Origin of the sequence: Arthrobacter sp. B6, assembly GCF_001663775.1 — a bacterium.
In the GTDB taxonomy this organism is placed as follows: domain Bacteria; phylum Actinomycetota; class Actinomycetes; order Actinomycetales; family Micrococcaceae; genus Arthrobacter.
Genome location: NZ_KV467169.1, coordinates 1,103,952 through 1,126,913, shown reverse-complemented (window position 1 = coordinate 1,126,913; position 22,962 = coordinate 1,103,952). Strand labels below are relative to the sequence as shown.

Sequence of the window (22,962 nt, the reverse complement as noted above, 5' to 3'; positions counted from 1 at the left end):
CTGGCTTGGCGCTCTAAGCCGGGTGGATCATTAGCCATGGGAAACCACAGCAGCTCAGGAAGTGTGGACGCCGCAACTGCGAAAACCGGCTTTCCACAGGGCATGACCGGCTTGCCGGACCATGTGGTGGTCTTCGTCCACGGCATGGGCAAAGCGCTCAAGGGCGGCGCGCTCCAGGAGTGGGCCCAGCCGTTGATGCTCAGCCTGCACGATCTGTCAGTCCACAGCACCGGGAACGCGGAGAAGCCCGCGCTGACTATTACCAGTGCCGACGCCGTCGGGCATGCCCCGGAGGCCTGGGTTAAGGTTCTCAAGGGATATAACGCTGACGGGACGCCGCACTACCTGAACGTCCTGATGACCGAGGCGTCCTGGGGAAAGGACTTCGAACCCGCTACTGCTTCGGCGACTTTTTCCTGGGCATTGGGCACAGCCTGGAAGGTGTACACACGGTCCGTAGATTTACTGCGGTGGAACCTCTACCCCGGGACGAGGAACCTCAGTAGCCTGCGGTGGCTCGGAACGAAGTTCCTACATGCTGTCCTTCCCCTCGTGGCGTACGCAGTCGGATTTATCCTTGTGGCCGCCGCGCTGTTCCTGCTGTGGCTCGCTATCCTGCTGGCGAAAGTTCCGGTCCTGGGCCGCTGGGTGGGGAGTTTCGTTTCGCTTTTCGCCGACTTCCTCGGCGATCCAACGGTCTGGAAGCGCAAGCCGCTGCAGGCTGCGGCGATGCGGCAGCGCGTTCGGGACACGCTGCGCCGCTGGAACCATGGCCTGAAAGTACCGATTACTGTTGTGGCCCACAGCCAGGGTGCTGCGATAGCGGGCCAGTTGCTCTTCCAGGACAGCGAAAACCGGGGCAAGGTTACCAACTTCGTCACCGTAGGCAGCGGCCTGGACCTCCTCGGCTATGCCCAATGGGGCGGTCCGGACGGGCACGGACCGGTGGCTGACTGGCTTGCCCTGCCGGTGCCGGATCGGCCCCGGTGGATCAACGTCTGGGGCAAGTTCGACTTCGTCCCGGCCGGCCCGATTGCCACCGCTGCTGGCGGCCGGCTGCCGCTTTTCGCGGAAATCTACAACCGCGACGACGACGGCGACGGTGGGCCCGGGCCCGAAGAGCATCCCGTCTACAACCGGTCAGCGCTGATCTATGACCACATTGTGTACTCGCGGAACCGCATTGAAGTTATTGATCCGCTGGCCCGGCTCATCTTCGATCCGCCCAGCCAACCCGTTGCAGAATTTGGCAGCGACCCCCGCGTCCTTGCATTCCCGGGGATCGAGAACGACGGCCGGCTCAAGCCCCACCGTGTGATGGTCAAGAGCCTTGGTGTCACGAGGCTGCTGGCTGTCCTCACGGGGGCCATCGGCGCGCCCTCGGTCCTCTCTTGGCTGGGGTCCATGGGCTGGGCGCGGGCCGCTGTACGGTGCGGTACCGGCGAAGGAGGGCAGGATCCGTGGTGGTCGTCCTGGCTGTGCTCAGGCGCCACGTACCACTGGAACAGTCCGGCCGATTGGCTCATACTGGCCATGGCCGCAGCGGTGATTGCCGCCGTCGTCATCGGGTTGCTTAACGGACCCGTGTGGGGGCGGTTCCACGGGCGGCTCGAACGGCGGTACAAAGCCTCAGTCAGCCTCTCCAGCGTCCCGGGCTCCTCGCCCGGAAACCCTTGGTGGAACGTTGCCGGCTATTTGGGAAGTGCTGCGGCGCTCGGGGTGGTGCTGCCGATTCTGATCGTCCGCCCATCCTGGCCATGGCTGGTGGCCTATGCGGCCGGAGCAGCACTATGGGCTGTGTGCTTCACCAAGACCGGCATCGCCGGGCTGGCGGCCCGAGTGCCCCAGGGCTCGGGGGCCGAGGAGCCGGCGGCCGAGGAGCCGGCGGCCGAGGAGCCGGCGGCCGAGGAGCCGGCGGATGAGCTCGCGGCAGCCGAACCTGCCGGGGAGCAGCCCGCCACTGGATAGCGCGCCGCCAGGACAGGTGCGGCATGTGACGAAGCGCAGGTCCGCCGTCGGACGTTTCGGGCTGGGGCTGACGGGCCCCGGTCATAGGATAAATCTGATGACTTCGCCCGATGACCCCCAGCCGTTCAGCCTCCGCAGCATCGCCGTCGCCGCTTTTGGACCCACCCTGCTGTTCGGGATCGGTACCGGGGCGGCCATGCCGATTGTGGCGCTGTCCGCCCGTGACCTGGGCGCGTCGGTGGCGGTTGCGGCCCTGATTGTGACCCTGATCGGGCTCGGATCCTGGTTCTTCAACCTGCCGGCGTCCCTGGTGACACTGAAGTTCGGCGAACGCTGGTCCATTGTTGGCGCGTCGGCCGCTGCTGCGCTCGCCCTGGTGGCCGCCGCGCTGGCGCCCCTGGTTGAGGACGGCATCTGGCTGCTGGCGGCGGCGATGGTGGTGGTGGGCATGTCGTCCAGCGTGTTTGGCCTGGCCCGGCAGAAGTACCTGACGGAGGCCGTTCCGCTCGACTACAGGGCGCGGGCGCTGTCCACGCTGGGTGGCGTGAACCGTATCGGCGTGTTCATCGGACCCTTTGCCGGCGCCGTCGTCATCCAGTTCGCCGGCCTCAGCGGCGCGTACTGGGTGGGCGTCATCGCCATGGTGGGGGCCGCCGTGTTGTCCGTGACCATCCCGGACCTCGAGGTTGCCGCCCCCGCGGAGGGAACCGACCCCGGCCCGCAGCCCACCCTCCGCAGCGTTGCCGTTTCCCACGCGGGGATCCTGTTCAGCCTGGGAATAGGCATCCTGCTGCTCAGCGCGCTGCGGTCCTCCCGGCAGGTGGTCATCCCGCTCTGGGCGGACCACCTGGGCATGGACGCCACGCAGGCCTCCCTGATCTACGGCGTCTCCGGCGCTATCGACATGTTGGTGTTCTATCCCGCCGGCAAACTCATGGACCGGCGCGGCCGGCAATGGGTGGCCATTCCGTCCACGGCGATCATGGGAATAGCCCTGCTGCTCATACCCCTGACGGGCGGATTCACCGGCCTGCTCCTCGTCGGGATGCTCATTGGGTTCGGCAACGGCATCAGCTCCGGCCTGGTGATGACCCTCGGCGCCGACTTCTCGCCGGACCGCGGCCGCGGCCAGTTCCTGGGCCTCTGGCGGTTTATGTCCGACGCCGGATCCACCGGCGGGCCCCTCCTCCTCTCGGGGGTGACGGCGGTTGCGACGCTGGGCGCGGGGGTCTCAGCCACCGGCATCCTGGGCTTTGCGGCGGCGGCCGTGTTCGCCGTCGTCATTCCCCGCCTCAGGCACCGCCGGAACTACTGAGCCCGGCAGGGCTGGGCCCGGCAGGACTGAGCCCGGCAGGGCTGGACCCGGCAGGGCACCCAAAGCGGCTATCCTCAACAGATGGGTGAGATTGCCGGTGTGAGCGGACCTCTGCGGAAGGGCCTGTGGTGGGCGCAGGACTATCTGTATGCCGCTGGCTGGCAGGCCCGCGGCATCCTGTCGCGCATCCAGCCGGGGTCCTTCCACCAGGGACATCTCAGTCCGGTCGTGATCATTCCCGGGGTCTACGAAAACTGGCAGTTCATGCTGCCCGTCATCCACGCAATCCACGACGCCGGGCATCCCGTCCACGTGGTGACCATGCTGCAGCGGAACAAGCTGCAAGTGCCCGTCGCCGCACGGCTGGTGGCGCAGCACCTCGAAGAAGCCGGCCTGACGGACGCGTCCATCGTGGCGCACAGCAAGGGCGGTTTGATCGGAAAATACGTCATGCTTTCCCTGGACCCCGAGCACCGTGTCCGGCGCATGATCACCATCTGCACGCCGTTCTCCGGATCCCGGTACGCGCGCTACATGCTGCTGCCCAGCCTGCGGATCTTCTCGCCGCGGAACGCCCTGACGGTGCAGATGGCCCGGGAAGAGGCCGTCAACAGCCGGATCAGCTCCATCTACGGCGTCTTCGATCCGCACATCCCCGAAGGCAGCGTCCTGCCGGGAGCCACGAATATCCAGCTCCCCGCCGCGGGGCACTTCCGGATCCTGGGCGAACCCGAGACGTCGCGGATCATCGTGGAGCAGCTAAGGGCTTCCGACGGCGACTGACCGCTTCGGCCTCGCGCGGCGGTCCCTTCCCGGCTCCTTGGGGACGGCTTCCGGGCGCCTTACCGGCGCCTTCCCGTAGACTGCTTGATAACAAGCATGCTTACTAATCGCCTGGGAGGCCCATCATGCTGCTGATCTTTGGACTCAAGACGGTCCTGAAGGCGCTGCCTGGCAGGCCAGCCACGTGCCAGAACTGCGGACGCTTTTGCCAGCACTACCTCGAGGAGCAGGCCCGGAAGTTCACGCTGTTCTTCATTCCAGTCTTCACCACCTCCAGGTCCTACCGCATCACCTGTTCAAACTGCGGCATGGTTTCGAGCATCAGTTCGCGGGAGAAAAAGGCGCTGGTCCGGTAGTTGCCGGGCGGCTGATCTTTAGGCGCCCGGCGGCCCGTTCGACCAACGAATGGAGTAAAAGCGCAGGTCAGGTGCCTGTTGAAGCGTCAAATTCTTGAGCAAACTTTGATTCTTTCCCCCCAGAAGTCCTGATCGAGGACGTGCATTGTGGTGTCCAGCAGTAAACAAAGCACGCAAAAGTCTGAGGGGACACATCATGAAGAACACCACGCTGATCAAGGGATCCGCAGCCATCGCACTGGGCGCAGCACTGCTGCTGGGCGGCGGCGGCACACTGGCCAACTGGAACGCATCGGCCACACAGACACCAGGCACCATCGTTGCCGGTGACCTGAACGTCGTCAACGGCGTCGGCGCCTGGAAGGACCCGTCCGGCACGACGATCGATATCTCCACCTACAGGGTGGTCCCGGGCGACAAGCTCACCTTCAGGCAGGACCTCAACGTCACCCTGGTGGGGGACAATATGGCTGCGGAGATCGCCACCACCGGGATCACCGCAACCAACGGATTCACGCCCGCGAACGTCACGGTTTCCGACGTGGAACTGACAGTCGGCGAAGATCCTGTTCCCGCCACGCTGACCCCGACCGGAGCCACCCAGGCGGTCACGGCGACCATCACCTTCGAGTTCAAGACCGCCACTTCCGGCCGCGCCGATGTGAATGCAACCTACAACTTCAACAATGTTGGGTTCACGTTGACGCAGGTCGCAAAGCCCCTGTCCTAGTCTGAACTGGGCAGCTGGCGGACCAGCTGGCCGCCTACCAGGACAGATTCGGATCAGGAGCAGGAGGAACCATGCGGATCCCGCGGATGCTGCGCGCCGGTGCACTCATCGCAGCAGCGGTAGTCCTGGGACTGCTGGCGGTACAGGGCACCTATGCCCTGTGGAACGCCGGCACTGCCACAGCTCCGGGAACTGTATCCGCCGCATCGTTCGACGTCAGCCTCAAGGCGAGCCCGTCCGGGCAGGCCACCAACATGAGCCTTCCCGGAGGGACGTCAGCCACCATCAATCTCGGCCAGATTACGTCACTCGCCCCGGGAACGCCCGTCTACGCCAGCCTCGTGGTCGGCAACAACTCCGACGCCGGCGGCACCTTCAGCACCAGCATCACGGCGGGACAGGCAACCGTAACCAATGTCGGGTTAGGGGTCCTGGCGCAGTATGTCACGGTGAGCGCAAAGTTCGGTTCGGCAGTTGCCGAATGCTACTCCACCGCCGGATACGCGCCGCTGACGGCTGCAGGACTCACCTCCGCGGCCGTCCCGAAGGCGACCAGCACAGTGCTGTGCTTCCAGGTCAGCCTCAGCTCTTCCACTTCGATGCTTCTGAAAGGCCAAGCCGTGAACATCAGCCTTACGCTCACCGCCCGCCAGCTCTGCGGGGTGCCAAGTGGCTGCGCTTGAGCTGATGCCTGTTGACCAGGCAGTTGATAATCCGACCGATGTGGCTGCCACCCGCAGGAGCGGGGCGGATGGTGAGCCGAAGGGCCCAGGCACGCTTGCCGCCGTCGGAAGGTTCCTGAACCTGGCGGTCCTGATGCTCGCCGTGTTCGCAGCCCTGGTGCTGATCGTGGTGCCCCGCGCCACCGGGTCCCAGACCTACACCGTGCTGACCAACTCCATGGCACCGAAATTCCCGCCCGGAACTTTCCTGGTGATGAAGCCGGTGGCCTTTGACGAACTCAAGTACGGCGACGTGGTGACCTTCCAGGTGTACTCGGGCCGGCCCGACGTCGAAACCCACCGCATTGTGGGCTTCGCGGCAACCCAGGAGGGGGAGAAGACCCTCATCACCAAGGGTGACAACAACGGCGTCAACGATGCAGAGCCCGTGCGTGAACTTCAGGTCACAGGCAAGCTGTTCTACGCCGTTCCGTATGTGGGCTACGCAGCCAACGCCCTGGGCAACGCCGACCGCAACATGTGGGTCACCGTCGGCGCCGCCGGCCTCATTGGCTACGGCGCCCTGTTGGTAGTCAGGGGCGTCCGCAGCCGCGGCGGTTCGCGGAAGGCCGACGGCGGGACCTCGGCATGAAGTCCTTCGCGCGGGTTCCGGGGGCCGCCATGGCGGTCGGCGCCTTCGTGCTGACGGTACTTCTGGGCATCGGGGGTACTTCGGCATCTGCGCTGTGGCAGCAGTCGGCCACCGCCACCATGACGGTGACCGCCAACGGCGCCTGGCCCGGTCCGGCGATCGCCTCGCTGACCTGCACCAACAGCAACGCGGACAAGACGGCCACGTTGACCGTCACGCCCTCAGCCGCGCCGGCAACCATCACGTACGCGGCGGTGCAAGCGTACGGGAGCCTTGGCCCCAACTATCCGGGGCCAACAATCCTTCTGCCGTTTACCTCCGGAACCATTGTTTTGCAGTCAAGCCCGCAGGCCGCACAGATGTCCGCAATCCTGAGGGACAACCCCGCCGGTCCGTTGACGGTGCGCGTCACGGCTACATATCTGGACACAACGGCGGCCTCAACGGATATCACCCTGACCAACAGCACCCACAACCACAAGATCATCTGCCCGGCGGCCCCGGTCCCGGTCAGGGGTTAAGTGGCCAACGCGGGCACCTGCCCGGAATGGCTTGGGCATCTGCCGGGGCTGGCTTGGGCACCTGCCGGGGCTGGCGGCTGGCCAGCCATTGGCGAACCGCAGTTTCCACAAATATTCCACATCATTTTTCGAGGAACCCGGATTCGCTACTACGGGATCTGTTTTCGCACTAGCGTGGCGTAATGGGCGAGTCGATACGACAAAAGTGCCTTGGGCCGGGGAGTCTCCTAAGCTGGCGCAGCCGTACTGGTGGAAAACCTTGAGCGAGCTGATATTGCTGGCAGCCAGTGGCCTTGCCCGCGAAGTGCTCGCAGTGGTGCGAACCAGTGGGCAGTACGACGTCGTCGGGATGCTGGACGATGACAGAGAGCTGCTCGGAGTTTCCATCGACGGCGCCAGCGTCCTCGGTCCCATAGACGAGGCCGACCGGTTTCCCGAGGCCTTCGTCGTCGTATGCCTGGAGTCCGGCAGGCACCGGGAGGCGGTGGTCCACCGGCTCTCATCCCTGGGGATACTTGTCGATCGCTACGCAACAGTCCTGCATTCGGACATTCGTGTACCTGACGAGTCCAGGATCGGCGCCGGAAGCATCTTGCTACAGAATGTGACCATCGGCCCCTGGGTTGTTCTTGGTAACCACGTGGTGGTGATGCCGATGGTGAATCTGGCCTACAACGTTCAGGCCGACGACTTCGCCACATTCTCCGCCGGGGTATCAACGGGGGAAGGGTGCCGAATTGGCCGAGTCGCACACATCGGAATGAACGCCAGCATCGCCGAAGGCATGTCGGTGGGACCGTACGCATCCGTAGGAATGGGGGCTGCCGTCTTGGATCACGTGCCGCCCGGGGCGACCTGGGTGGGCGTCCCGGCCCGGGAGATCAGGTCAATCCATCTGGGCGACGACTAGCTACGGTGCCGCACAGTTCCCGCAGTATCCGCAATTTCCACAAGCACAACCGACGTGGGCTGCTCCGTTGCCAAGGGCACAGGTGACTGTCAGCGCCCTGGTGAGTCCCGCCGTCGTGCGGCATACGCGAACAGTGACGTTGTGGCCACCGTGGCCAGGTACCCGGCGATCACAATGAGGGCGATGCCCGCCCAAAAGTAGTTGGTGGTGCTGGCTTCCTGTGCCGGGCCGGGCGCGATCCTGGCCAGCGAGTACACGGCCACCGCAGCCGACACCAGGCCAATCACCACAGGCAGCGTCAGCCAGATCTTCGCCGATCCCAGGTGCCTGCCGAAGCCGTCCCACACGTTCCAGGCGCCGTCGTGGCGGACAATCAGCCAGCCGGCGGGGATCATGAACGCGCCCACCAGCAGGAACGCGGCCACCACGTCCGCGGGCCGGTGCCACTGGTTAATCAGCGTGGACACACCCGATGCAATCGCAAACGTGCCGCCCACAAACCCGGCCATCGGGCGCCAGCGCGGGGAGGCCATCAGGAACACTGCCGCGGCAGCCGACGCCGCCAGGGTGGTGTGCCCGGACGGCAGCGAATTCAGCTCCAGAGTGACCACGCCCTTGTCCGGGCGGGCCGGCAGCACGTCCTTGAGCACCTGGGTGGCCACGTTCGCGCCGATGCACGCGGCGATGGCGATCCCGGCGGCCGTCCAGCGGCGCCGGATCACCGTGACAAACAGGACGACGACGGCGGCCATCACCAGGGAGATGGTGGGCAGCCAGTCAAGGAACTCAGTGGCGGCTTTGCCCGCGGGGCCATGGATGTCCACAGCCTCGACCAGCGCGGACTCGTCGATGAACTGGCCAGTGGTGGTCTGGACGAAGTAGTAATACGTGGCAATCAGTCCCACGATGCAGGCAAGCGTGGCGAAGGCGAACATAAAACCGGAGCCCGGGGCGGGGCGCAGCCGGGTCCGGTCCGGGGCCTGTCGTGGAAAGGTCATCGGTTAAGGGTGTCACAAAAAGCTGGGAGACAGCTTCACCCAACTAGGTAGCAGCAGATGTCGTTTAGGAGGCTCAAAACGACGTCTGCTGCTACCTAGTTGGGGAGGGGAGGGCACACTTCGTGTGATGCTTGACACGTGTTAGGCCGCGCGCCTAAGCTACCTGACACGTGTTAGGAAGGAATTCGTTATGACCGGTGCCACATCTGGCCGCCTGCGTGAATTCTCACGCCGGACCGCCCTTGGCGCCCTCGGAGCAGGAATTGTGGGAGCAACCGTGGCGTCGTGGCCGCGGCTCTCCGGAACCGATATTCCCGGGCGAGGGGACAACAGCCTCAGCATTGCCATCTTGGGGACCGCCGCCGATGCCGCTGCGCGCCAGCGTGCCATCGATGCTTTCGCTCGACTCCACCCGGATATTCCGGTCAAGGTCCAGGCCATCCAGGCCGGGGACTGGAAAGACTTCTTCACCAAGATCCTCACCATGGTGGCCGCCGGCACACCGCCGGACATTGTCTACGTGGCCACCGAAGGCGCGCAGCTCTTTGCCGACAAGCTGGCCCATCCGCTGGACGAGTACCTGCGCCGCGACGCCGCGGACATGGCCGAGTTCTTCGACGACGTGCACCCCAGCCTCGTGGAGGCCTTTATGTACAAGGGCAGCCTCTTCCAGCTCCCCATGGACTGGAACGCCGCCAACATGTACTACAACACCACCGCGTTCCAGCAGGCGGGGCTGCAGCGCCCGGCGGACGACTGGACCCACCTGGACTTCCGCAACAGCCTCGTCGCCATGCGCAAGGCCCGGCCCTCCGACTTCACCCCCTACTACTGGACCAACCGGCTCTTCGGCGGCGTAGTGCCCTGGCTCTACGCCAACGACACCAGTTTCCTGAAAGAAACCCGGTCCACCGGCGGAGACTGGCTCTGGGACAGCTTCTACGCCAACGATCCCTCGCGCAGCCTGCGCACCGGCGGTTACCAGTGGCTGGAACCCAACGCCGATGACCCGAGGGTGTTCGAGTCCTTCGACTACCTGCGCGGCCTGGTCAAGGACGGGCTGGGCGTCCGCCCGGAGGAGGGCGGCGGCGGATCCCTAGTGGGGCTCTTCGCGTCCAACCGGATCGGCACCACCCCGGCCGGCGGCTACTGGGTCCAGGGCCTGCACGAAGCCGGCATGAAGGAAAACGACTTCGACGTGGCCTTCTTCCCCAAGTGGCGGACCCAGCGGCACCAGTTCGGCACGGCCGGCTACGCCATCATGAAGACGGCCAAGGACAAGGACGCCGCCTGGGAATGGATCAAGTTCAGTGCAAGCCGCGAGGCCATGGAGCTGATCTTCCCCAACCCGGTGACCACGCCTGCCCGGCGCTCCATGGTCAACGAGGCCCTGTACGCGGGCAAGGGCCCGGCCCACTGGAAGGTCTTCTACGACACGCTGGACAAGTACCCCACCACCGGGCCCATTCCGGCACCGCCCCAGCAGGCCGCCGTCGAAACGGCCCTGATGAAAAACGTCTCGCTGGCCGTCAGTGGCGACGAGCGCCAGCTCAAGCAGGCCCTCGACTCCATGCAGCGCGACCTTGAAATTGCCCTGAGGAGGCAGCCATGAGCACCACCATCCCGCGACGGGAGCGGTCGAAGCAGGCTGCCAGGCCGGCAGGGCCAGCCAAGGCAGCAGCCTCCGGACGCCACAGCCAGCGCTGGCTGGCCTGGATGTTCCTGGCCCCCACCATCGTGGGCATGGGCCTGTTCACCCTGGTGCCCATCGTGGCGTCGGTGGTCCTGGCGTTCTTCCGCTGGGACATCATCTCGGCGCCGACGTTCGTTGGCTTCGACAACTTCGCCGAAGTGGTCCAGGACCCCACAGTCCGGGTGTCCTTCCTGAACACGATCGTGTTTGTGGTGGTGGCGGTGGCCTTCCAGCTGGGCCTGGCCCTGGCGCTCGCCGTCATGGTGCAGGAAAAGATGCCGTCCTGGCTGCGGACCTTCTTCCGCTCAGCGTTCTTCTTCCCGCTGATCCTCTCCGCCGCGTCCGTATCCATCTTCATGCGCTACCTCTTCAACGAGCAGTTCGGCGTGGTCAACTGGTTCCTGTCCCTCGCCGGCATCCCCGCTGTGCCGTGGCTGACCACGCCCGGCGGGTCTGCCGCCGTCGTCATCCTTGTTTATGTGTGGCAGAATTTCGGGTTCTCATTCCTGCTGTTCATCGGCGGGCTGGCCTCCATTCCCACCGAAACCTACGAGGCGGCCTCTCTGGACGGTGCCACAGGGTGGCGAAAGCACCTCTACGTCACGCTGCCGCTGCTGAGCCCCACCACGCTGCTGGCCTCCGTTATTGCCATCATCAACGCGCTCCAGGTGTTCGACCAGCCCTACGTGCTGACCCGCGGCGGGCCCGGAGATTCCACCCGCACAGCCGTGATGGTCATCTTCGAATCCGCGTTCCAGCGCCTGGAATTCGGCCAGGCCTCGGCCATTGGCGTGATCCTCACCCTGATCATCATGGCCGTCACCGCGGCGCAGTTCCGGCTCAGCAAACGATTCGTCTTCTACCAGTAAGGCCAGCCATGTCTACCACAACAGAGCGTGTAAGCACCCGCCCGGCCCCGGCCCCGCCGGCAAGGGGACGCCGCAAGCCGAACTGGAACCTGGTGGTCCGGATTGCCCTGCTGAGCCTCGCGGCCGTGCTGACCCTCGGCCCCGTGATGTGGACCCTGTCCACCTCGCTGCGGACGCCGTCGGAATCGTTCCGGCTGCCGCCGTCGTTCTTTCCCCTGAACCCGGACTTCACGTCCTACGTCCAAGTCTTCGAGCAGCTGGACATCTTCATCCTGGTGCTTAACAGCGCCCTGGTCACCGGGCTGATCGCCGTCGGACAGATGGTCACAGCGGCGATGGCCGGCTACGCCTTCGCCAACCTGAAGTTCCGCGGCGGGGGCGCGCTGTTCTCCATCGTGCTGGCCACCATGATGGTGCCGGTCCAGGTGACGATCGTGCCCGTGTTCATGCTGATCCGCGGCATGGGACTCTCGGACACCCTGCTCGCCCTGATCCTGCCGGCCATCCCGACGGCGTTCGGCACCTTCCTGATGCGACAGTACTTTTTGGGGCTGCCCGCCGACCTCGCGGAGGCCGCCGCGATCGACGGCGCCTCGCCCTGGCGGACCTTCCGCTCGGTCTACGCGCCACTGGCCGTTCCGGGCATGGCGATTGTGGGCATCCTGGCCTTCAATTTCCACTGGAACGAGTTCTTCCGCCCCCTCATTCTGACCATCTCCGAGCGGAACTTCACCCTGCCGCTGGGCCTCGTTTCGCTGCAGGGCAACCTGGGCACCGGCAGCATCTCGGTGGTTCTGGCCGGCGTAGTCCTGTCCATGATTCCCGCGCTGGTGGTTTTCACCTTCGGCCAGCGTGCCCTGCAGGACGGCCTCACCGCCGGAACCGGCAAATAACCTCCCCTCTTCCGAAAGGCCCCACCCCATGTCATCCCCGGACCTTGCCGCCACCGACTTCTCCAGCGTGGCAGTGGCCCACCCGGACCGGGCGTTCCCGCACTTCCATCCGCGCCCCGCCCAGGGCTGGATCAACGACCCCAACGGCGTCAGCCACATCAACGGCCGCTACCACGTCTTCTTCCAGTACAACCCCGGGTCCGCCCGCCACCACCGGATCGCGTGGGGCCACGTCAGCTCCGCCGATCTGGTGCGCTGGGTGGAACATCCGGTTGCGCTCCGCCCCCAGGACGGCGGGCCGGATGAGTACGGTTGCTGGACCGGTGTGGTGACGGACGACGGCGGTGTCCCCACCGCTGCGTACTCAGGCGTGCGTGGCGACGGCGGCCACTCGCAGGTGGTCATCTCCCGGGGTTCCGCGGACCTGGTTTCCTGGGAGCAGGATGGTCACGTCGCCGCGTCCATGCCGACGGACCCGCAGGTGACGGCAGTCCGCGACCCGTTCATCTTCCGCTTCAACGGCAAGCGCTACGCCATGCAGGGTGCCGGCCTGGCCTCCGGCCATGCGGCCCTGCTGCTGTACACGGTGGAGGACCTGTCCGACTGGAAATACCAGGGCATCTGGCTGACCTCTGAGAACCCGGTTGCTGCCGCCCGTACCTCGGCGGAGATCTGGGAATGCCCGCAGCTGGTGCGTGTCCCTGCCCGTTCCGGAAGCGACGGGTCTTCCCGGGACGCGTGGCTGATGATGTTTTCCCTGTGGCTCTCCGGCGACCAGCACGAACACGTCAACGGCGTGGGCCACCTGATCGGCTCGCTGGCCGAGGACCCGGAGACCGGGCTGCCCGTGTTTTCCCCGCAGACCGGCGGAAAGTCGGACCTGGGCCGGGACTTCTACGCGCCGCAGATCCTGCAGCTGCAGGACGGGGCCGAACCGAAGGTGCTGCTCTGGGGTTGGGCCAACGAAGGGCCGGGACGGGATGGCCGCCGCGGCCGGAGCCAGGCGGAAATTGATGCTGCGGGCTGGGCCGGAGTCCTAACCCACCCTCGCGTGCTGTCCGTCGAGGACGGCGCGCTGGCCGTGGCGCCCGCGCCGGAAGTGGACGCCTACCGGGGCGAACAGGTGGCCGTCGCGGCCGGCGGGCACGTGGTGCTGCCGCCGTTCGCTGAGGCCGTCGTGACCAGGCGGCCGGGTGGGACGGCGGCGCTGGCCGCGGACGCCGCCGTCGAACTTTCCCTCGTGGCCGACGGCGGGCCGGACGTCTCCCGCCAGGTGGTGTTCAGCGGGACCGTGGCCGAGGGGGAGGAGCTGAGGGTGTTCGTGGACGCGTCGCTCGTGGAGGTCTACCGGAGCGGCTCCGTAGCCACTACGCTGCGGGCGTACCCGGCACCCGGCGAACAGTGGGTCCTGCAGCTGCCGGAGGGTGCAGCGGCCGATGTGTGGCAGCTGGAACAGCCGGAGTAGCGGGCCTCGCCAGAACGACAATCAGGCGCGAACGTACACTTGGGGCCCCTCTGACAGGCGCGGGCGTACACTTGGGGCCCCTCTGACAGGCGCGAAAGGGCCTCAAGTGTACGTTCGCGCTGTTCGCTGGGGGCGCTGCTTGCCGGGCGGGGTCAGGCCTGGCGGGGCGGGATCGGGCCGGTTGACCCCCGCACGACTAGCCGGCAGGGGACAAGCGTCTCACCGAGGCGGCTCCCTGCGCCGCGACCCTCGCTGGTGCGGTCCGTGCCAGGGGAGGCGCCGCCGTCGTTATTACCCTCCGGTTCCTCCGAAAGCTCCCGGAGGAGCCCTGTCATCGCGACTTCGCCCATCTCCCGCAGTGGGAGGGCCATGGTGGTGAGCGCAGGGACCATCGTGGAGGCAATCCGGAATTCGTCGTCGTACCCCATGACGGAGAGGTCCTGCGGGATGGACAGGCCTAGCCGGTTGGCCGCAAGCACGACGCCGATGGCCAGCCGGTCGTTTGCGCAGGCGATCGCGGTTGGCCGCTCCGCCGCGGGCACGCCGTCCAGGAGCTTCATGGCTCCGTGGAAGCCGGTGTCGATGTCCCAGCCCACCTGGAGGATCCGGCCGGGGGGCACCGGGATGCCGGCGCGCTCAAACGCGTCGCGGTGGCCCTGGATGCGGCGCGGGGCGGCGGGCGTGAGGCTGTCGCCCGCCAGGAACGCTATGTCCCGGTGGCCCAGTTCCAGCAGGTGGGTCGCCGCCTCCCGGCCGCCGCGGACCTCGTCGGGAACGACGGCGGGAACGCCGGCCTCCGGACGGTCGTCGAAGCAGTTCGCCAGCACCGACGGCACTTGGAGCATGTTCAGCGGGACATGCAGGGGGCGCAGGCCTACCGTGATGTACATCAGCCCGTCCACCTGGCGGTCCAGCAGGGTGGCCACGGCGCCCTCGTCGCGGGTCTCGTCCGACTCCGTGTCCATCACCACGGTGACAAACCCCTGGCTCCTGGCCACGGCGTCGGCGCCCGCGATGATGTTGCCGTCGAACGGGCTGGTGACCACCTGGTCCGAGACGATCCCGATGATGCGTGACCGGCGGTTCCGCAGGCTCACGGCGATGGTATTGGGCGTGTAGTTCAGCGCTGCGGCAGCTTCACGGATCCGGTCCTGGCTCTCCTTGGCGACATTTCCGTCCCCGCGGCCGTTCAGCACCAGCGAAACCGCGCTGCGGGACACCCCGGCGAGTTTGGCGACGTCCAATGCAGTGGCCTTGCGCTTCATGACGGGATCCTCCGGACTGCAACGTTTCCTGCAGTCTACCTAACGCGTGTGAGGTATGGCCGAAGCGTGCGCGGCTCCCTCTCCCAACTAGGTAGCAGCAGATGTCGTTATGGGCCCTCAAAACGACATCTGCTGCTACCTAGTTTTGGGGGAGGGTGGGTTCACCGGGCGGAGGGCCCCGGCAGGGCGTCTCAAGTGAGGGTCGCCGCCAGCTCTTCGAGGATCTCGAACTGTTCGCGCACGCCGCCTTCCATGCCCGACTGCGCAATCATGTCCCGGACCTCCCTGCTGCCCGCGTTGGTGCGGATCCGGACCGTGGTGGCGCCGCCGTCGGCCTCTTCAAAGGTGACCGTATTGACCACGGCCCCCTCCTCGCTGTCCGGCGGTGTGTCGGGCATTTCCATGACCTCCGTGTTTACGATGCGTTCGTTGCGCACAATCTCCCGGTACGTCCCGTGGAAGGCAACCTCGAATTCGCCGTGCGCCACCATGACATAACGCCACGCGCCGCCCACCCGGAAGTCCATCTCCGCCACCGTCATCTCGCCCCGCCGACCCGGCCACCACTTTTTGACGAGTTCCGGCGTGGTCCAGGCCCGATAGACCAGGTGCCTGGGTGCGTTGAGGGTGCGGCTGATGAGGATTTCCTCGTCTCTGGGGAAGGTGATGTCCATGGTGCCGCTGCTTGCCTGTGACATTGCCCTGCTCCTTCTTCTAGTTTTCCTGCTCTTTGAGGTCCTCCAGCACGTCTTCCAGCAGGTCGAACCGCTCCTCCCAGAGGTGCTGGTAGCTGGCAACCCAGTCGTGGATGGGCTTCAGGGCCTCCGGATTAAGCCGGTAGACGCGCTGCCGGCCTTCGTCGCGCACGTCCACGGCCCCCACCTCGCGCAGGACGCGCAGGTGCCGGGACACGTGCGGCTGGGCCAGGCCGAGTATGTCCACGAGTTCGTTAACGGGCCGCTCCCTTTGGGCGAGGGCGTCCAGGATCTCCCGACGGCGGGGCTCAGCCACCGCGTTGAACGCATCTGCCGTTGTTGCTGCCCGTGCCATATCGGAATTGTATACCCATATGGATATGCGTTGGAAGGGTCTTGTGAGTTTTGTCGGGGGGCGCTTGTACAGTGAATCCATGCCTTCCCGCGCCGCAGTACCGCCCGGCCTGCCGTCCCTGGGCCTACCCTCCCTGGACGAGCTGCTGGCCAACGCGCACGTGGTCAGCCTGCCCATGCGGGTAAAGTTCCGCGGCATCATGGCGCGTGAGTCCCTGCTGCTGCGCGGTCCTGCCGGCTGGGGCGAGTTCGGCCCGTTCCCCGAGTACGACGACGCCGAGGCCTCCCGGTGGCTCGCGTCCGCCGTCGAGGCCGGCTGGCACGGCTTCCCTGCGCCGCTGCGGTCCGTGATTCCGGTCAACGCCACGGTGCCAGCCGTCTCGGCAGACCGGGTGCCGGAGGTGCTGGCCAGGTTTGGCCGGGTGGACGCCGTCAAGGTCAAGGTGGCCGAAAGCGGCCAGACACTTCACGACGACGCCGCCCGCCTCGCTGCCGTCCGCTCTCTTCTGCCCGATGCCGCCATCCGCGTGGACGCCAACGGCGGCTGGGACGTGCCAACGGCGGTGTCGGCACTGACCCGGCTCGCCGCCGTCGGGCTTGAGTATGCGGAGCAGCCGGTGCCCACCATTGAGGGGCTGGCGGAGGTGCGCTCGCAGCTGCGGGCCGCGGGGACACCTGTCCTCATTGCCGCCGACGAAAGCGTTCGCAAGGAATCCGACCCCCTGCGCGTGGCACGGGCCGGCGCCGCGGACCTCATCGTGGTCAAGGTGGCGCCGCTGGGGGGAGTGCGGCGTGCCCTGGACATCGTGGGGCAGGCCGGACTTCCCGCCGTCGTGAGTTCTGCGCTGGACACCTCCATGGGCATCCGCGCGGGCCTGGCTTTGGCGGCCTCCTTGCCGGAGTTGCCGTATGCGTGCGGGCTGGGAACGGTGTCGCTGTTCGAGTCCGACATCACGCTGGATCCGCTGGTGGCCGACGACGGCGCCATCCGCCTGCGCGATGTTTCCGCCGACACCGGGCTGCTGGAGCGGTATGCGGCTCCCGCGGAACGCCGGGACTGGTGGCTGGGCCGCCTCCGTCGGGTCCACGCCTTCCTCGCCCGGTAGCCTCCTCCCCGCGGCAACCCTCTCTCACTTCCTGCGGGTTTTTGGGCAACCCTCTCTCACCTTGGGTCCCGTCCGTGCGAAAGGTGAGAGAGCGTTTCCCGTTTTTGTGCGAAAGGTGAGAGAGCGTTCGGTTTTAAGCCACAGAAAGTGAGAGAGCGTTTCAGGGTGGCAGACTGGTTCGGTGACTTCGCCGAATGACTCCACCTTGCATCCCGCATCCGACGACGATGCCTCAGCAGCGCCTGCCCTGGGCTCCGTCGAGGCGGCGCGCATTGCCGTCGGCGCCCTGATCGACGGCGGCGTGGAGTATGTCGTGGTGGCACCCGGCTCTCGCTCAGCCCCCATGGCGTATGCGCTGGCCGAGGCATCAGCGGCAGGGAAAGTGGAGCTGCTGGTCCGGATCGACGAACGCTCCGCCGGCTTTACGGCGCTGGGACTCGCCCTGTCCACGGGCTCCCCGGCGGCCGTCCTCACCACATCCGGCACCGCCGTCGGGAACCTGATGCCCGCAGTGATGGAGGCCAACCACGCCGCCGTCCCGCTCGTGGTGCTGTCCGCCGACCGGCCCGAGGAACTGCGCGGCACCGGCGCCAACCAGACCACCATCCAGCTGGACCTGTTCGGCGAGCACGTGCGCTTCGCCGCCGACGTCGAAGCCGGCACCAGCCCGCTGCGCGCCGTCGAAACCGCGATCTCCGCCGCCACAGGAGCGTTCTCGGACCTCGCGCCCGGCCCGGTCCAGCTGAACCTGGCGTTCCGCGACCCGCTGGTTCCCGCGGCGGGGGAGCGGCTTCCCGCCGCGGCTGCCCGCCCGAAGTTCCGCATCGGCACGGACCCGCTCACCATGAACCTTCCGCCCGCGTCCGGTGACCTGGCCGAACGGCGCACCGTGGTGCTGGCAGGGCATGACGCCGGCCCCGTCGCCGAAGCCTTCGCCCGCGCCCACGGCCTGCCGCTGCTTGCCGAACCTTCCTCCAACGCGCGCTTCGGCCCGAATGCCGTGGGCCCGTACCGGTTGCTGCTGGAGCACTTCGGGCCGGAATCTGCGCAGCCCATCGAGCGGGTGGTGCTCTTTGGCCGGCCTACCCTGTCCCGGCCTGTGGCGTCCCTGCTCGCCCGGTCGGACGTGCCGTCGGCGCTGTACCAGCCGGTCCCGGTGGCCTGGTACGAGCCCGGCAGGCGCACTGAGCTGCCGCTGGAAAGCCTTTCGGACCTCGCCGAGTTCGCCGGCCGAGGCCCGTCCTCGTGGCTGGACGCCTGGCTGCTGGCCGGATCTGCCGCGCAGCACGCCCTGGACCAGGTTCTTGCCGCCGAGGACACCGCCACCGGGCCGTCCGTGGGTGCCCTTGTGTGGGAGCATTCGCGCGGGCAGCTGGTGCTGGGATCCTCCAACGGCATCCGCGACGTGGAACTCGCCGGCCTTCCCGCCGCCGAACCGGCCGCCACGGTCTACGCCAGCCGGGGTCTCTCCGGGATCGACGGCACCACCTCCACTGCCACCGGCATCGCCCTCGGCGGCCGCCAGGAAACCACCCTCCTGCTTGGCGACGTCACGTTCCTCCACGACGCCGGCGGCCTGCTCCTCGGCCCGGGGGAGGCCGAACCGCGGCTCCGTATCGTGGTGCTCAACGACTTCGGCGGCGCCATCTTTGACCTGCTCGAGCATGGAGCGGTGCGGGAATCCGGGAGGTACGGGGACGCCGTCGAACGCCTTTTCGGCACCCCCCACACCGTGGACCTCGCGGCACTCGCCGCAGCGTACGGCGTCGGGCATTGCTCGGTAAGTACGACGGCGGCACTCGCCGAGGCGCTCGGCCAGCCGATCGAGGGCCGCAGCATCGTCGAGGTGCGGACTGACCGCCACAGCCTCCGCGCCCTGCACGCCCGCATCAAGGCTGCGGTAGCCCCCGCGGTCATCGGCGTACTGGCGGGCTAGTTTCCGCGACGCACTTTCGGTCCACGGACGCGGATTAACGGGTGTCTTCGGACCGAAACTGCGTCCGGCTGCGTTGGCGCGTTTGTCCACATAACGGGATCGGCGCCTTTCCCGGCCCGTGGCGGAGGTGAGACCGTCCCGGTATGAGTCCTCTTCCCCGCCTAATCCTGACGCGACACTTGGCCGAGGCCGGCGCGAGTACCCGCCCGCTGCCTGCCGCAGTAAAGGCAGGTTCGTTGGTCCGTATTCGTCAGGGCGTCTACGTCGAGGCGTCTGCCTGGGCTGAGCTAGCCGCATGGCAGCGCTACCGGCTGCGGATCGAAGCGGTGGCTGAAACCGCAATCCTCCCGGTAACCTTTTCGCTTCATTCCGCTGCCTCTGTCTGGGGTATTCCCACTATCCAGCGGGGCCAGCCCATCCACGCCCTGACGCTCTTCAGGGGAGGCGGCAGGTCCCGCGCGGGTGTTCGGAAGCATCTCGTTGAACCGGGAACGGTCGACGCCGAAATTGTGGACGGTCTGTCCGTCACCTCGCGTCAAACCACGGTGCTCGATATTGCGGCAACCGTCCCGTTTGCAGAGGCTGCGGTTCCTCTGGACCACGTGTTGAGGCCGGACTCGTCCCGGGGCCTTCCGGCGCTGACAAAGGCTGGACTTCTCGCTGCCGTGGCTGGGCGGTATTCCGCTGCCGCTGAGCGGCGTGTCAGGTCGGCGGTGGAGTTTGCTGATTTCCGGTCCGGATCGGCGGGCGAATCGTACAGCCGCGGCCTCATTCATATGGCTGGCTTTGAAGCACCCATCCTGCAATACGAGGTCCGGAGTTCCACTGGCCGCGTGGCGTTCACTGACTTCTACTGGGAACGCAGCCGGACCGTGGGGGAGTTCGATGGAATCGAAAAGTACCTCAAGCCGGAGTACCTCCAAGGGCGGACGCCCGGGCAGGTTGTGGTGGACGAAAAGCTGCGGGAGGACCGGATCAGGGCAACTGGTCGGAATGTAGTGCGGTGGGTATGGAGTGAACTGTGGAGGGGGGAATTGGAAGGCATGCTGTCCAGGGCCGGGGTACCCCGACGTCCGCGGTCCTCATCAGGACGCAGTAACGGCCCGGGGACGCAGAATCGGCCTTGGGACACCCGAATATGAGTGTCCCAGGGCCGATTCCCTGTCCGGCGTGCGAGACGAGCCCTACTCCTCGATGTCGATGTGCGTCGGGTCCAGGACGCGGCGCAGGAACTCCTTGGTGCGGGCCTGGGTGGGTGCTGAGATGACCCGTTCAGCCACGCCTTCCTCCACCACCACGCCGCCGTCCATGAACACGACGCGGTCGGCCACTTCGCGGGCGAAGCCCATCTCGTGGGTCACCACAAGCATGGTCATGCCTTCCTTGGCGAGGTTCCGCATGACGGAGAGGACGTCGCCTACGGTCTCCGGGTCCAGCGCGGACGTGGGCTCGTCGAAGAGCATCAGTTCAGGGTTCATGCTCAGCGCCCGGGCGATGGCCACACGCTGCTGCTGGCCGCCGGAGAGCTGGTCCGGGAAACGGTCGGACAGGTGCCCCAGCCCCACACGCTCCAGGTTGTGCTGCGCCACCTCGTCAGCCTCAGCCTGGGACCGCTTGAGGACCTTGGTCTGTGCGATGGTGCAGTTGCGTTTCGCGTCCAGGTGCGGGAACAGGTTGAACTGCTGGAACACCATGCCCACCTTGCGGCGCATTTTGTCGATGTCCACTTCGGGGTCCGTGGCTTCGAAGCCGCCCACGTGGATGGCGCCCTCGTTGGGCTGCTCCAGCAGGTTCACGCAGCGCAGGAGGGTGGACTTGCCGGAACCGGACGGGCCGATCAGGCACACCACTTCGCCGGGGGCCACGTCCAGGCTGATGCCCTTAAGCACCTCGTTGGTGCCGTAGGACTTGCGCAGGTCCTTGATGGACACGCCTGCCGCGTTGATGGTGCCGGTGTTGCCGGCGGAGGAGTTTACGACGTCGTTCATGGCTTCCCTGCCTATCGCTTGGTCCGCGCGGAGCGGCTTTCGAACTTCCGGGCCAGGAGGCTCAGCGGGATGGTGATGATCAGGTAGAAGGCACCGGCAACCAGCAGCGGCGTGAGGCCGGCACCCAGGCTGGAGATGCCGTCACGGCCGAACTTGGTCAGCTCGTACTGCGAGGCGGTGAGGCCCAGGACGTAGATCAGCGAGGAGTCCTTGGTCAGCAGGATGACCTCGTTGGTCAGCGGCGGCAGCACGATCTTGAACGCCTGCGGAATGACGATGGAGACCATGGCCCGCCACTGCGGCATACCCAGCGAGCGTGCTGCTTCCAGCTGGCCTTTGGGCACAGCCTGCAGGCCGGCGCGGAGGGTTTCAGCGATATATGCCGAGGCCACCATGCCCAGTGAAATCATGACGATCACGGTGATGTTCCAGGAGACCCCGAAAGCCAGGGGCACGCCGTAGCCGAACGCGATAAACACCAGCAGGGCCGGGACGCCGCGGAAGAATTCGATGTAGGCCGTTGCGAGCCAGCGGTACAGCGGGAAGCTGGAGAGCTTCATCAGGGCCAGCAGCAGGCCGCCGGACAGGCCGACGATGAAGCCAAGGAACGTGTAGATCAGGGTGTTTCTCAGGCCCACCAGGAAGATGTCCGGGAACATCGGGCCGATCTTGCCGAAGTTGAAGACGCTGTTGCCGATAGTCTCCCAGTCCGTTGCCAGGACCAGTGCGGCCACGGCCACAATGAAGATGCCGATCTGGACATACAGGCTTACTCTGGCCCGTTGACGTGCGGTCATTGCCATGGGGGTGCTCACATTCGTAGTGCGTGGCTGAGGCCCCGGACGTACTGCGGTACAGCGTGTCCGGGGCCCCGGCTGCGTGGTTCTCAGGGCGGCGATGGCTTCAGGCCAAAGCGCCGCATACTGGGCGGTCTCGTTACTGGGCGGTCTCGCCGAACCAGGTGGTTTCGAACTTCTCCAGGCTGCCGTCGTCGGTGAGGCGCTTGAGCGTGGCGTTGACCTTCTCGGCCATGGCGGTGTTGCCCTTCTTGATGGAGATGCCAAGCTTCTCGCCGGTGGTGTAGTCCTCCACGCGCTCGAACTTGGGGTCGTCCTTGATGGCGTACGCCAGGATTGACTGGTTGCCCAGGGCGGCGTCGATGGTGCCGGCCAGGAGCGCCTGGATCAGGAGGCCGCTGTCTTCGAACTGCTGGGCGTCGATGTCGTTTTCCGCTGCGTACCTGGCACCCGTGGTGGCCTGCTGGACCCCAACCTTCTTGCCCTTGGCGCTGTTGATGTCCGAGATCCCGGATGCCGTGGTGGCCACGAGGGTGAGGTCATCGTCCATGTAAGGGTCAGAGAAGTCCATGACCGATTTGCGGACGTCCGTGATGGAGATCGAGGAGATGCCCAGGTCGCACTGGGTCAGCGCGGTGCCGGTCTCGATGGCTTCGAAGGAGCTGTCCACGATGCTCAGTTCGGCATCCATGTCCTTGGCGACTTCCCTGGCGATGTCGATGTCAAAGCCGACGGTCTCGCCGTCCTTCTCGAATTCGAAGGGCTCGTAGGGGATATCCGAGCAGATCGTGAGCTTGCCGGGGTTGATGAGCTGGACTCCGCCCTCGGTTGCTGCCGGGGTGGTTCCTCCGCCGCATGCCGTGAGGGTGAGGGCGCCGGCGGCCAGGATTGCTGCTGCCTTGGCGGCGATTTTGGCCGTAGCCAGAGACTTGGGCTGCATGTTTCTTACCTTTTGTTGCAGGGGTATGCGGTACTAAATCGGTTCATAGTGTAGCGCCGAATTAGA

Annotated in this window: 23 protein-coding genes; 16 read left to right on the top strand and 7 right to left on the bottom strand. The window is 66.3% G+C overall.

What is annotated here, in order from left to right; translation table 11 throughout:
• The first annotated feature begins 63 nt into the window (after positions 1-63).
• From AU175_RS22070 to AU175_RS19865, 9 genes are all read left to right on the top strand, one after another.
• The gene (locus AU175_RS22070; protein ID WP_231938661.1) at positions 64-1,968 is read left to right on the top strand and encodes a hypothetical protein; all 1,905 of its coding nucleotides are present in this window, start codon (positions 64-66) and stop codon (positions 1,966-1,968) included.
• Positions 1,969-2,065: 97 nt separating this feature from the next.
• Complete coding sequence (locus AU175_RS19900; protein ID WP_066293688.1) at positions 2,066-3,283, top strand: MFS transporter; 1,218 nt, start codon at positions 2,066-2,068, stop codon at positions 3,281-3,283.
• A gap of 81 nt (positions 3,284-3,364) precedes the next feature.
• Positions 3,365-4,066, top strand: coding sequence for an esterase/lipase family protein (locus AU175_RS19895; RefSeq protein WP_082979297.1), 702 nt, complete (start codon positions 3,365-3,367; stop codon positions 4,064-4,066).
• A 125-nt stretch (positions 4,067-4,191) separates the two neighbouring features.
• A complete protein-coding gene (locus AU175_RS19890; protein ID WP_066293685.1) occupies positions 4,192-4,422 on the top strand; it encodes a zinc-ribbon domain-containing protein in 231 nt (76 codons plus the stop codon).
• Between the two features lie 196 nt (positions 4,423-4,618).
• Complete coding sequence (locus tag AU175_RS19885; protein WP_066293682.1) at positions 4,619-5,152, top strand: alternate-type signal peptide domain-containing protein; 534 nt, start codon at positions 4,619-4,621, stop codon at positions 5,150-5,152.
• Between the two features lie 71 nt (positions 5,153-5,223).
• Positions 5,224-5,835, top strand: coding sequence for a hypothetical protein (locus AU175_RS19880; RefSeq protein WP_066293677.1), 612 nt, complete (start codon positions 5,224-5,226; stop codon positions 5,833-5,835).
• On the top strand, positions 5,822-6,466 hold the full coding sequence (locus AU175_RS19875; protein WP_231938660.1) for a signal peptidase I: 645 nt from the start codon (positions 5,822-5,824) through the stop codon (positions 6,464-6,466). The genes AU175_RS19880 and AU175_RS19875 overlap by 14 nt, the downstream gene beginning before the upstream one ends.
• On the top strand, positions 6,463-6,987 hold the full coding sequence (locus AU175_RS19870; RefSeq protein WP_066293674.1) for a hypothetical protein: 525 nt from the start codon (positions 6,463-6,465) through the stop codon (positions 6,985-6,987). Before AU175_RS19875 ends, AU175_RS19870 begins: the two co-directional genes overlap by 4 nt.
• A gap of 259 nt (positions 6,988-7,246) precedes the next feature.
• A complete protein-coding gene (locus AU175_RS19865; protein WP_066293671.1) occupies positions 7,247-7,897 on the top strand; it encodes a PglD-related sugar-binding protein in 651 nt (216 codons plus the stop codon).
• Positions 7,898-7,986: 89 nt separating this feature from the next.
• On the opposite strand, the gene AU175_RS19860 is transcribed toward AU175_RS19865, so the two are convergent.
• Positions 7,987-8,895 carry a phosphatase PAP2 family protein gene (locus tag AU175_RS19860; RefSeq protein ID WP_066293667.1) on the bottom strand — a complete coding sequence of 303 codons (909 nt, stop codon included), beginning with the start codon at positions 8,893-8,895 and terminating at the stop codon, positions 7,987-7,989.
• Positions 8,896-9,085: 190 nt separating this feature from the next.
• Between AU175_RS19860 and AU175_RS19855 the strand changes: the two genes are divergently transcribed.
• The 4 genes from AU175_RS19855 to AU175_RS19840 are packed head-to-tail and all read left to right on the top strand — an operon-like array spanning position 9,086 to position 13,815.
• Positions 9,086-10,507, top strand: a complete 1,422-nt coding sequence (locus AU175_RS19855) for an extracellular solute-binding protein (RefSeq protein ID WP_066293665.1) — start codon at positions 9,086-9,088, stop codon at positions 10,505-10,507.
• Positions 10,504-11,457 carry a carbohydrate ABC transporter permease gene (locus AU175_RS19850; protein WP_066293663.1) on the top strand — a complete coding sequence of 318 codons (954 nt, stop codon included), beginning with the start codon at positions 10,504-10,506 and terminating at the stop codon, positions 11,455-11,457. The genes AU175_RS19855 and AU175_RS19850 overlap by 4 nt, the downstream gene beginning before the upstream one ends.
• Before the next feature lie 8 nt (positions 11,458-11,465).
• Entirely contained in the window at positions 11,466-12,350 is an 885-nt protein-coding gene (locus tag AU175_RS19845) for a carbohydrate ABC transporter permease (protein ID WP_066293658.1), read from the top strand.
• A gap of 28 nt (positions 12,351-12,378) precedes the next feature.
• Positions 12,379-13,815, top strand: coding sequence for a glycoside hydrolase family 32 protein (locus tag AU175_RS19840; protein WP_066293656.1), 1,437 nt, complete (start codon positions 12,379-12,381; stop codon positions 13,813-13,815).
• Positions 13,816-13,967: 152 nt separating this feature from the next.
• Here the strand turns inward: AU175_RS19840 and AU175_RS19835 are convergent, their stop codons facing one another.
• The 3 genes from AU175_RS19835 to AU175_RS19825 all read right to left on the bottom strand — a co-directional run bounded on the left by AU175_RS19835 (position 13,968) and on the right by AU175_RS19825 (position 16,130).
• On the bottom strand, positions 13,968-15,080 hold the full coding sequence (locus AU175_RS19835) for a LacI family DNA-binding transcriptional regulator (RefSeq protein WP_066293655.1): 1,113 nt from the start codon (positions 15,078-15,080) through the stop codon (positions 13,968-13,970).
• Between the two features lie 191 nt (positions 15,081-15,271).
• On the bottom strand, positions 15,272-15,778 hold the full coding sequence (locus tag AU175_RS19830; protein ID WP_066293654.1) for an SRPBCC family protein: 507 nt from the start codon (positions 15,776-15,778) through the stop codon (positions 15,272-15,274).
• A 16-nt stretch (positions 15,779-15,794) separates the two neighbouring features.
• Positions 15,795-16,130 carry an ArsR/SmtB family transcription factor gene (locus AU175_RS19825; protein WP_066293652.1) on the bottom strand — a complete coding sequence of 112 codons (336 nt, stop codon included), beginning with the start codon at positions 16,128-16,130 and terminating at the stop codon, positions 15,795-15,797.
• 79 nt (positions 16,131-16,209) lie between these two features.
• Between AU175_RS19825 and AU175_RS19820 the strand changes: the two genes are divergently transcribed.
• The 3 genes from AU175_RS19820 (at position 16,210) to AU175_RS19810 (ending at position 20,313) form a co-directional block, all read left to right on the top strand.
• The gene (locus tag AU175_RS19820; RefSeq protein ID WP_197497180.1) at positions 16,210-17,235 is read left to right on the top strand and encodes an o-succinylbenzoate synthase; all 1,026 of its coding nucleotides are present in this window, start codon (positions 16,210-16,212) and stop codon (positions 17,233-17,235) included.
• A gap of 205 nt (positions 17,236-17,440) precedes the next feature.
• A complete protein-coding gene (gene menD, locus AU175_RS19815) occupies positions 17,441-19,171 on the top strand; it encodes a 2-succinyl-5-enolpyruvyl-6-hydroxy-3-cyclohexene-1-carboxylic-acid synthase (RefSeq protein WP_066294532.1) in 1,731 nt (576 codons plus the stop codon).
• Between the two features lie 143 nt (positions 19,172-19,314).
• Positions 19,315-20,313, top strand: a complete 999-nt coding sequence (locus tag AU175_RS19810; protein WP_066293651.1) for a hypothetical protein — start codon at positions 19,315-19,317, stop codon at positions 20,311-20,313.
• Between the two features lie 42 nt (positions 20,314-20,355).
• Here the strand turns inward: AU175_RS19810 and AU175_RS19805 are convergent, their stop codons facing one another.
• From AU175_RS19805 to AU175_RS19795, 3 genes are all read right to left on the bottom strand, one after another.
• Complete coding sequence (locus AU175_RS19805) at positions 20,356-21,159, bottom strand: amino acid ABC transporter ATP-binding protein (RefSeq protein WP_066293650.1); 804 nt, start codon at positions 21,157-21,159, stop codon at positions 20,356-20,358.
• An 11-nt stretch (positions 21,160-21,170) separates the two neighbouring features.
• Positions 21,171-21,962, bottom strand: coding sequence for an amino acid ABC transporter permease (locus tag AU175_RS19800; protein WP_066293648.1), 792 nt, complete (start codon positions 21,960-21,962; stop codon positions 21,171-21,173).
• A 133-nt stretch (positions 21,963-22,095) separates the two neighbouring features.
• Positions 22,096-22,896: an ABC transporter substrate-binding protein gene (locus tag AU175_RS19795; RefSeq protein WP_066293645.1), complete on the bottom strand. Its 801-nt coding sequence runs from the start codon at positions 22,894-22,896 to the stop codon at positions 22,096-22,098.
• Positions 22,897-22,962 lie beyond the last annotated feature (66 nt).

Coding starts and splice junctions, on each gene's coding strand:
- AU175_RS19855 (WP_066293665.1), top strand. CDS start 9,086: ATGACCGGTGCCACATCTGGCCGCCTGCGTGAATTCTCACGCCGGACC.
- AU175_RS19885 (WP_066293682.1), top strand. CDS start 4,619: ATGAAGAACACCACGCTGATCAAGGGATCCGCAGCCATCGCACTGGGC.
- AU175_RS19830 (WP_066293654.1), bottom strand. CDS start 15,778: ATGTCACAGGCAAGCAGCGGCACCATGGACATCACCTTCCCCAGAGAC.
- AU175_RS19795 (WP_066293645.1), bottom strand. CDS start 22,896: ATGCAGCCCAAGTCTCTGGCTACGGCCAAAATCGCCGCCAAGGCAGCA.
- AU175_RS19820 (WP_197497180.1), top strand. CDS start 16,210: ATGCCTTCCCGCGCCGCAGTACCGCCCGGCCTGCCGTCCCTGGGCCTA.
- AU175_RS19810 (WP_066293651.1), top strand. CDS start 19,315: ATGAGTCCTCTTCCCCGCCTAATCCTGACGCGACACTTGGCCGAGGCC.
- AU175_RS19835 (WP_066293655.1), bottom strand. CDS start 15,080: ATGAAGCGCAAGGCCACTGCATTGGACGTCGCCAAACTCGCCGGGGTG.
- AU175_RS19850 (WP_066293663.1), top strand. CDS start 10,504: ATGAGCACCACCATCCCGCGACGGGAGCGGTCGAAGCAGGCTGCCAGG.
- AU175_RS19805 (WP_066293650.1), bottom strand. CDS start 21,159: ATGAACGACGTCGTAAACTCCTCCGCCGGCAACACCGGCACCATCAAC.
- AU175_RS19890 (WP_066293685.1), top strand. CDS start 4,192: ATGCTGCTGATCTTTGGACTCAAGACGGTCCTGAAGGCGCTGCCTGGC.
- AU175_RS19895 (WP_082979297.1), top strand. CDS start 3,365: ATGGGTGAGATTGCCGGTGTGAGCGGACCTCTGCGGAAGGGCCTGTGG.
- AU175_RS19845 (WP_066293658.1), top strand. CDS start 11,466: ATGTCTACCACAACAGAGCGTGTAAGCACCCGCCCGGCCCCGGCCCCG.
- AU175_RS19880 (WP_066293677.1), top strand. CDS start 5,224: ATGCGGATCCCGCGGATGCTGCGCGCCGGTGCACTCATCGCAGCAGCG.
- AU175_RS19825 (WP_066293652.1), bottom strand. CDS start 16,130: ATGGCACGGGCAGCAACAACGGCAGATGCGTTCAACGCGGTGGCTGAG.
- AU175_RS19800 (WP_066293648.1), bottom strand. CDS start 21,962: ATGGCAATGACCGCACGTCAACGGGCCAGAGTAAGCCTGTATGTCCAG.
- AU175_RS19860 (WP_066293667.1), bottom strand. CDS start 8,895: ATGACCTTTCCACGACAGGCCCCGGACCGGACCCGGCTGCGCCCCGCC.
- AU175_RS19900 (WP_066293688.1), top strand. CDS start 2,066: ATGACTTCGCCCGATGACCCCCAGCCGTTCAGCCTCCGCAGCATCGCC.
- AU175_RS19870 (WP_066293674.1), top strand. CDS start 6,463: ATGAAGTCCTTCGCGCGGGTTCCGGGGGCCGCCATGGCGGTCGGCGCC.
- AU175_RS19840 (WP_066293656.1), top strand. CDS start 12,379: ATGTCATCCCCGGACCTTGCCGCCACCGACTTCTCCAGCGTGGCAGTG.